Raw genomic sequence first — 8,484 nt, 5'->3', positions numbered from 1 at the left:
ACCCAATACAAACCCCAATCATAGCCCTTTTAGAGGGGCTATGATTGGGGTTTGTATTAGGACATCAATAGGAGAGACCCAAACTGGTCATATGGTACAATCGATTATTCATTGCGATAAAAATTTTGTGTCTCCTGCAATCGGTAATTGAGGAGGGGGGATATGAGAAGCTATTTTTTCTATGAAACGCTTTTTTATAGTATGTAAGTTGTAGGATAATATATTTCGTTATAGGGTTTAAAACGATAAATTTGAATGAGATGTTGATTATCTGTTCGGCTGCTTCCTTTGTCGAATCGCTCATTAGGGTAGGCTTACTCTGTAGGTAAATCCTTATTTCAGCAATCTCAGCACTATAAAATTGACCATTAAAATATTTGTTATGAAAAATCCAATTATTCTAATTGCCCTAGTACTGATCATGTCATTATTAGCATGTCAGTCTTCGAAACATGTTGAGCCGAACGTAGAGTCGCTGGCGAAAAGCGATCAATATATTGAGGTCGATATGAAATATTTTAACGACATCGACTATGCGACCGGTATTAAAAAGATTCCTGATGAGGCTATGCGCGATATTAAAGCGGTAATCTATCGAATCTATTGGAATATCGATATGGTCCGTAATCAATATGTGTTAAGAATATCCTCAGGTAAGGATATCAATGTATCAGATACGCTGTTTAACATTTATAACAAATATTTACAGAAAGCGAACGATTATTTTACGACTCCCATCGCCGCAATTAATGTGGAAGGGGAAATTGGAAAGATGAAAAAGGAGCAAGAAGAGGAATATCCGGTTGCCAGTCCAATAGGTCAAGAATACCTGAATTCCTTGCTGCGATAAAGAGTTTTATGCTGAATACCTCAACCGCAGGTTTTTGACTTTCCAATTTTAATTTCGTTGAAAATGACACGATATTTTGTTCAAATAGTATAATGCATTCATTGTTCGTTATTTCAATCATAATCATTATTTTTGATTGGAATAACGAACATTTAAATGAGAAGACAACCTGTATTACCCAAGTTCCAATTTATATTGGAACAGATGGGAGAGAATATTAAACTAGCACGGAAACGTCGTAAGTTGACTGCTGTACAGGTAGCAGAGCGAGCAGGTATAGCACGTTCTACATTGTATCTGGTCGAAAAGGGTCATACTAGTGTTGCTATGGGTGCATATTTCAATGTATTACGTGTCTTAAGCCTTCAAGATGATTTCTTAAAACTTGCAGCAGACGACGTTTTCGGTCGTAAACTTCAGGACTTAGATTTGTTGTGAGGAAGGGGTAAATAAATGATCAATCGAGAAGTGGTCTAAATATTCAGTCAAACACCGCCACAATATTATAGACTGACCGTTTAAAAAAAAGCATCAGTTCTGAAACCGATGCTTTTTTATTGATTATACTTGTTGAAAATAGTTTCGAATGGCGTCTTCGTCTTTCTTGATCTGGTCTTTCATCAAATCTAAGCTTTCAAACCATTGGTCATGACGAATAAACGATAAGAATTTCACACGTACGCTCTTACTGTATAAATCGTCGTTAAAATCTAGAAGGTTAACTTCGATCTTACGATTCATTCCATCAACCGTTGGTCTTGTGCCGATATAGCACATCCCTTTTGCTATACGTTCTGGTTCTGGCTGATAATACTCGCCCGTACCAATATCTGCGGCTCTCGGATATACTTCCACTTCCACCGCATAAATACCATATGCAGGGATCAGTTTATGGCTTTCATGAATATGTAAGTTCGCTGTAGGGAAACCAATTTCTCTACCGATTTGGTCGCCACGGATAACGGTTCCCGTTAATTCAAAGGGATAGCCCAAATACTTATTTGCGGTGTCGATATCACCTTTGATCAATGATTCGCGAATTCTTGTCGATGAAACTGCTACATCTTCGATATCCTGTTCTGGAATCTCCTCTACAGTATAATCGAAAATACTTGCATAGTGGATCAGTTCTTTGATGGTTCCTTTGCGATCTTTTCCGAAGTGATGGTCGTATCCGATGACGATCTTTTTACAACCGATCTTATTGACCAATACATTCGAGATATATTCTTCGGGCGTCTGGTTAGAAAAGTCTCTTGTGAATGGTGTGATGATGAGGTGATCGATTCCTGCTAATGCTAATTGCTCTACCTTCTCTTCGATATCGTTGATTAGACGTAAAGAATCGTCGTCAGGATTGATTATCAAACGTGGGTGAGGGTAGAAGGTCAATAGCACCGATTCGCCGGTGTTATGCTTCGCTAACTCCGTTATTTTGTTTAGAATCTTTTGATGGCCGACGTGAACCCCATCGAAAGTGCCAATGGTAACAATGGCAAAATCCAATGGTTCGAATTCGTCCAGATTTCTATATATTTTCATGCTGTGTTATATGCTTCTTATTTGTGTAATTCTAAGCTTTTGTTTTTCTGAATGATTGCTATCAATTCGGTAAGCTCCCATGCATTATTAACATCAAAGTCTCCACTTTTTGTTCTTCGAAGACTAGATAGATGAGCTCCAACACCTAGTTTCACCCCAAAGTCATTAGCTATGGATCGGATGTATGTGCCCTTGCTGCATCTTATCCTAAAATGTACGATGGGGAACTCCACATCTACAATTTCAAATGCGGAGATATTTACCTTTCTAGCTTTCAGTTCAACTTCTTCGCCACGACGAGCTTTCTCATAAACGCGCTCTCCACCTATCTTAATTGCGGAGTGTGCCGGCGGATACTGTTCCTGTTCGCCAAGAAAAGTCGCTGCAACTTCATGAACTTGCTGTTCGCTGATGTGGCTGATATCGGAAGTGTTTTCAATTTCGGTTTCAAGGTCATACGACGGTGTGGTCGCTCCAATAGTAAAGGTACCGATATATTCCTTATCCTCAGCTTGAAAAGTGTCAATTTGTTTGGTCATTTTTCCAGTACAAACAATCAACAAGCCTGTCGCTAATGGATCTAGTGTTCCGGCATGCCCAACTTTTAATTTTAGCGGCTTTAAGCTGTTTCGTAATTTTCCGACAACGTCGAAGCTTGTCCAGGTGAGCGGTTTGTCGATCAACAACAATTCGCCTTGTGCAAAATTAAAATCTGTATGCTCTTTTAATTTACTCGTGTTCTCCATTCCGTTTCTTTATCGGCTTCCTGATTATTGTTCTGTTTGTTGTCGTATTTGGATATAAGTAAAATGACAATTTTCGTTTAGGAAACTTCAAATTTTCTGCAAAAATAAGAATATTATTCGGATGTATCCGATTTAATTGTGGGATGTATGTCAGGATAGATGAATGTTAGGATAGGGGGCGCATTTTTTTACCATAATTATAGAAAGGAGAAAGGATGCCTAGTTAATCTTATCCATCCAAAACAACAATAGCCGCTGTTTAGCGGCTATCCTGTATATGTTAATTCGTCATTTTTATTGTTGGTTCCAGAAGAATACCAATAAAAAGATACCGATGATGATTCTATACCAGCCCCAGAATTTGAAACCATATTTTGTCAATACGCTGATGAATGTTTTCACGGCGATCATCGCGACAACGAAGGCAACGACGTTTCCAATAATGAATACGATAATATTTTCATTGCTTGCCATGATCATCTCGTATCCCTTTTGCGCTTGTGCTGTTCCTTCGCCCCATGTTTTAACGAAGATAGAGTAAACCGTTACGGCAAGCATGGTTGGTACAGCAAGGAAGAAAGAGAATTCTGCTGCTGCTTTACGATCCAAACCCTGTGTCAGACCACCAATGATAGATGCTGCGGAGCGGGATGTACCTGGCATCATCGCCAAACATTGCCAGAAACCGATGATTAATGCTTTTTTAATAGGAATTTGCTTCTCGTCGGTTATTGTTGGGTTCTTAAACCATTTGTCGACGAATAACAGGATAACACCACCTAATACTAATACTGCTGAAATCGCTACCTGATTGCCTAATACGGCTTCGATTTTATCATCGAATAATTTACCTAACACCAAGGCTGGAATTACTGCAATGGCTAATTTAAGATATAGATTTAGATTCTTTAGGTCGAAGAATTTTCTCCAGTATAATACGACAATGGAAAGAATGGCTCCAAACTGTATAGACACCTGGAACATCTTTAAATATTCGCTTTCCTCCATCCCCATAAGGGCGGCAGTAAAGCCCATGTGGGCGGTTGACGAAATAGGTAAGTATTCGGTTAATCCTTCAACGATAGCAAGGATAATGGCTTCAAAATAATTCATTCTTATTAGTCTGCTTTGTTGTTTTTAGGTTTATAAAGAATAGCTACAAATCCTAAAGCAAAACCCAATACTACGACAAGTGGAGCAAGTGTAATTTTGGTAAAGCTATAGATATCTTCAGTACCCATCATTAAAATAAAGCCTATTGCTACTACAACAATAGCAAGAATAAATAATTGATAGTTTATCTTTTGGAATACAAACTGCCCTTTAGCAGCTTCTGTGTTGTTTACTTTTTTCTTAACTGTTTGGCTCATTATATGAAGATTAACAATTGATATTATCGGTATAGACTAGCTGATTTTGCACGTAAGTATTTCGTAACTGCAAAATATGTGCTCGCTGCGGCAATTAGAATCCCTAATGCAATAACGAATATGAAGATAACAGCAAACTCATACCAGTTGCGTAGGATCACCAATTCTGGGATTTGCTTCTGCGCAAAATGCAGGGTGATCACTAAAAGAAGAATAGCGATTAAAGAACCGATTAGTCCATGCGCAATTCCATACATGATGTACGGACGACGAATGAAATTCTTGGTTGCACCAATAAGTTGCATACTCTTGATCAAGAAGCGCTGAGAGTATATGGCCAATCGAATGGTGTTGTTGATCAATGCTACGGCGATAATCAAAAGGATAGCAGTAAACGCAAGAATAACGATACTGATGATACGGATATTCTTGTTCACCATGTCGATCAAGGACTCTTGATACACAACCTCTTTGATACGACTGTTTTTACCTACTTTATCAATAAAAGTTTGGATACTATCGCTATTCGCGTATTGTTCCTTTAAATAGATATCAACCGACGGAAGGAGCGGGTTATGGCCTAAGTACTCAACGAAGTCTTCGCCTAGATCCTCTTTCAAATTCTTAGCAGCAAGTTCCTTGCTCACATACTCCGAGCGAAGTACATAAGGGTCTTTTTCTAAGTCCTTTTGTAGCGTCAATACATCACCTTCACTAACATTATCATTCACGATAACATTTAATACGATGTTTTCTTTAACGTAACGGGAGAGGTTTTTGGCATGAACGAGTATTAAACCTAAAAGACCAGTCATCAATAGCACAAGTGCAATACTGATTACTGTGGAAACATATACCGATTTAGTTTTTTTTCTTGGTGAACCCTGTTCGATCACTGACATATAGTAGTTTTAATTTACTGATGCGAAAGTACATAATTCGTGGCATACCTCGAATATTTAATGTAATAAAAGCATTAAGCATTCCTTGATACGAATAATTTCCCTTCACTTAAATTCTAACAACGAATATCAGAATTTATTGTATAGAATAAAAAACTTTTATGCTTTATTAGGCTAAAATCGCTATTTTCGCATCTCTTATATATTTCTTACATACAATCATGGAGTATAATCATCAATCTATTGAACAAAAGTGGCAAAAGTATTGGGCAGACCATCAAACCTTTAAAACAGAGGAGTCTACAGAAAAGCCTAAATATTATGTTCTTGACATGTTTCCTTATCCGTCCGGAGCAGGATTGCACGTAGGGCACCCACTTGGCTACATTGCTTCAGATATTTTCTCACGTTATAAACGTCTTAAAGGCTTCAATGTGCTGCACCCAATGGGCTATGACTCGTTCGGACTTCCAGCTGAACAATATGCAATTCAAACGGGACAACACCCGGCTATTACAACGGAGACGAATATCCAACGCTATCGTGAGCAATTAGATAATATTGGTTTCTCCTATGATTGGAGTCGCGAGGTTCGCACGTCCAATCCGGATTACTACCGTTGGACGCAATGGATCTTTATGCAAGCTTTTGATGCTTGGTATAATAAAACGAGCGACAAAGCAGAGTCTATCGCTTCGTTGAAAGAACATTTCGCATCTAACGGATCTTCAGGCATCCATGCCGAGGCTGATGAGGATGTATTATCTTTTACAGCGGAGGAATGGAATGCATTCTCTGAAGAGGAGCAACAGACGGAATTATTAAAATACCGTTTAGCTTACTTACGTGAAAGTACAGTAAACTGGTGTCCGGCATTAGGAACTGTGTTAGCGAACGATGAGGTAATTAATGGAGTTTCCGAGCGTGGTGGATTTCCTGTTGAGCAAAAGAAAATGATGCAATGGTCTATGCGCATTACTGCGTATGCAGACCGATTGTTGAGAGGCTTGGATACCATCGATTGGCCAGAGCCATTGGTGGAAATGCAACGCAACTGGATTGGTAAATCTGTTGGGGCAAGTGTTAAATTCCCAGTGCCTCAGTTAAATGAAAATATTGAAGTCTTCACGACCCGTGTGGACACGATTTTTGGTGTTAGCTTTGTGGTTTTGGCACCCGAGCACGAGTTAGTTTCTTCTTTAACTACGGATGAACAACGTTCTGAAATAGAGGCGTATATTGAGAAGACCTCGAAGAAATCGGAGCTAGATCGTATGGCAGATGCGAAAACCGTATCTGGCGCATTTACGGGGTCTTATGCGAAGCATCCAATCACCGGTGAGGATGTACAAATATGGATTGCAGACTATGTTTTGGCAAGTTATGGTACTGGAGCTGTTATGGCTGTTCCATCGGGCGATCAACGTGATTACTTATTTGCTAAGCATTTCAACCTGCCTATTATCCCTATTTCTGATTCGCAAGATATTTCAGAAGCAGCAGACCCGAACAAAGATGGAAAATACATCAATTCTGATTTTATCGACGGAATGACGTATCAGGAGGCTGTACCTGCCTTAATTGAACGCTTAGAGTCCTTAAAATTGGGTAAAGCGAAAATCAACTTCCGTATGCGCGATGCGATTTTTGGTCGTCAGCGTTATTGGGGTGAACCTGTGCCGGTATATTTCAAAAACAATCTTCCTTATTTGATCAAAGAAGAGGAGCTTCCATTATTGCTTCCTGAGGTCGACAAGTATTTGCCTACGGAAACTGGAGAACCTCCTTTAGGTCGCGCCGAGGGCTGGAAATATCAGGATGAGTACGAGTACGAGTTGAGCACGATGCCAGGATGGGCGGGTTCTTCATGGTATTGGTTCCGCTACATGGATCCTAAAAACGAGGGTCAGTTTGCATCGCCGGATGCTGTCGATTATTGGAAAGCTGTCGATTTATATATCGGTGGTTCTGAGCATGCTACGGGCCACTTGTTGTACTCACGCTTCTGGAACAAGTTCTTGAAAGATATGGGTTATCACAATGAGGAGGAGCCATTCAAGAAGTTGATCAACCAAGGTATGATTCAAGGCCGTTCAAACTTCGTTTATCGTTTATTGGATGAGGAAGGTCGCGGGACGAATACCTTTGTTTCCTTAGGTTTAAAAGATCAGTATAACACGGTTCCATTGCATGTGGATGTAAATATTGTCCACAACGATGTGCTTGATTTAGAAAAATTCAAAGAGTTTAGACCAGACTTTACTAATGCTGAGTTTATCCTAGAAAACGGGAAATACATTTGTGGCACTGAGGTAGAGAAGATGTCGAAATCAAAATACAACGTAGTCAATCCAGACGATATCATCAGTCAATATGGTGCGGATACCCTACGTCTGTATGAGATGTTCTTGGGTCCATTGGAACAGGCTAAGCCATGGAATACCAATGGAATAGAAGGTGTATATAAATTTTTACGTAAGGTATGGCGCCTATTCCATGATGCTGAAGGTAATTTCCAAGTATCGGATGAAGAGCCTAGCAAAGCGGAATATAAGGCATTACATAAGATCATCAAAAAAGTAGAAGAAGATATCGAGCGCTTTTCATTCAATACATCAGTTTCTGCGTTCATGATCTGTGTGAATGAACTAACAGATTTAAAATGCAATAAGCGTAAAATTCTTCAAGACTTGATTATTGTTTTGGAATCCTATGCACCGCATATCACCGAGGAGCTTTGGAGCTTATTAGGAAATGCGCCTGGAACAATTTCTTATGCAGAATATCCTAAATTCAACCCAGAATACCTAGTCGAGAGCGAGTTTGCATATCCTGTCTCGATCAATGGTAAGATGAAGATGAATCTTCCGCTTGCATTAGATCTTGACCAATCTGCAGTTGAGGCAATCCTTAAAGAAAATGCCGATGTGCAGAAGTACATCGACGGCAAGCCTGTTAAGAAGATTATCTTCGTGAAGGGTAAGATTATTAATATTGTGGTTTAGATATTAGATAATAGACATTAGATATAAGAGCGTTGCGGAAGCAGCGCTCTTTTTTGTGTGCCCAGCATG

General features: G+C 39.4%; 8 protein-coding genes. 3 read left to right on the top strand and 5 right to left on the bottom strand.

Annotated features, from left to right (window positions below):
- Positions 1-382 precede the first annotated feature (382 nt).
- Positions 383-850 (top strand): hypothetical protein, encoded by a 468-nt coding sequence (locus B2400_RS05940; RefSeq protein WP_293931779.1) that lies wholly within the window; start codon positions 383-385, stop codon positions 848-850.
- A gap of 156 nt (positions 851-1,006) precedes the next feature.
- Positions 1,007-1,288, top strand: coding sequence for a helix-turn-helix domain-containing protein (locus B2400_RS05935; protein ID WP_149526035.1), 282 nt, complete (start codon positions 1,007-1,009; stop codon positions 1,286-1,288).
- Positions 1,289-1,411: 123 nt separating this feature from the next.
- On the opposite strand, the gene B2400_RS05930 is transcribed toward B2400_RS05935, so the two are convergent.
- From B2400_RS05930 to B2400_RS05910, 5 genes are all read right to left on the bottom strand, one after another.
- A complete protein-coding gene (locus B2400_RS05930; RefSeq protein ID WP_149526034.1) occupies positions 1,412-2,392 on the bottom strand; it encodes a bifunctional riboflavin kinase/FAD synthetase in 981 nt (326 codons plus the stop codon).
- A gap of 17 nt (positions 2,393-2,409) precedes the next feature.
- On the bottom strand, positions 2,410-3,138 hold the full coding sequence (gene truB / locus B2400_RS05925) for a tRNA pseudouridine(55) synthase TruB (protein WP_286652505.1): 729 nt from the start codon (positions 3,136-3,138) through the stop codon (positions 2,410-2,412).
- 294 nt (positions 3,139-3,432) lie between these two features.
- Positions 3,433-4,251, bottom strand: a complete 819-nt coding sequence (locus tag B2400_RS05920) for an undecaprenyl-diphosphate phosphatase (RefSeq protein ID WP_149526032.1) — start codon at positions 4,249-4,251, stop codon at positions 3,433-3,435.
- Positions 4,252-4,256: 5 nt separating this feature from the next.
- Positions 4,257-4,508, bottom strand: a complete 252-nt coding sequence (locus tag B2400_RS05915) for a DUF3098 domain-containing protein (protein ID WP_149526031.1) — start codon at positions 4,506-4,508, stop codon at positions 4,257-4,259.
- 23 nt (positions 4,509-4,531) lie between these two features.
- On the bottom strand, positions 4,532-5,410 hold the full coding sequence (locus tag B2400_RS05910) for a cell division protein FtsX (protein ID WP_149526030.1): 879 nt from the start codon (positions 5,408-5,410) through the stop codon (positions 4,532-4,534).
- 221 nt (positions 5,411-5,631) lie between these two features.
- Between B2400_RS05910 and leuS the strand changes: the two genes are divergently transcribed.
- On the top strand, positions 5,632-8,415 hold the full coding sequence (gene leuS / locus B2400_RS05905) for a leucine--tRNA ligase (RefSeq protein ID WP_149526029.1): 2,784 nt from the start codon (positions 5,632-5,634) through the stop codon (positions 8,413-8,415).
- Positions 8,416-8,484: the final 69 nt, after the last annotated feature.

Source organism: Sphingobacterium sp. UBA6645, assembly GCF_002455685.1.
Taxonomy (GTDB): Bacteria; Bacteroidota; Bacteroidia; order Sphingobacteriales; family Sphingobacteriaceae; genus Sphingobacterium; species Sphingobacterium hotanense.
Note: the sequence above shows the minus strand (reverse complement) of the source record. Positions and strands in the feature narration are given on the sequence as shown.

Excerpts from the sequence above, each read along its gene's own strand:
- B2400_RS05940 (WP_293931779.1), top strand. The coding sequence starts at position 383 with ATGAAAAATCCAATTATTCTAATTGCCCTAGTACTGATCATGTCATTA.
- B2400_RS05935 (WP_149526035.1), top strand. The coding sequence starts at position 1,007 with ATGAGAAGACAACCTGTATTACCCAAGTTCCAATTTATATTGGAACAG.
- B2400_RS05930 (WP_149526034.1), bottom strand. The coding sequence starts at position 2,392 with ATGAAAATATATAGAAATCTGGACGAATTCGAACCATTGGATTTTGCC.
- truB (WP_286652505.1), bottom strand. The coding sequence starts at position 3,138 with ATGGAGAACACGAGTAAATTAAAAGAGCATACAGATTTTAATTTTGCA.
- B2400_RS05920 (WP_149526032.1), bottom strand. The coding sequence starts at position 4,251 with ATGAATTATTTTGAAGCCATTATCCTTGCTATCGTTGAAGGATTAACC.
- B2400_RS05915 (WP_149526031.1), bottom strand. The coding sequence starts at position 4,508 with ATGAGCCAAACAGTTAAGAAAAAAGTAAACAACACAGAAGCTGCTAAA.
- B2400_RS05910 (WP_149526030.1), bottom strand. The coding sequence starts at position 5,410 with ATGTCAGTGATCGAACAGGGTTCACCAAGAAAAAAAACTAAATCGGTA.
- leuS (WP_149526029.1), top strand. The coding sequence starts at position 5,632 with ATGGAGTATAATCATCAATCTATTGAACAAAAGTGGCAAAAGTATTGG.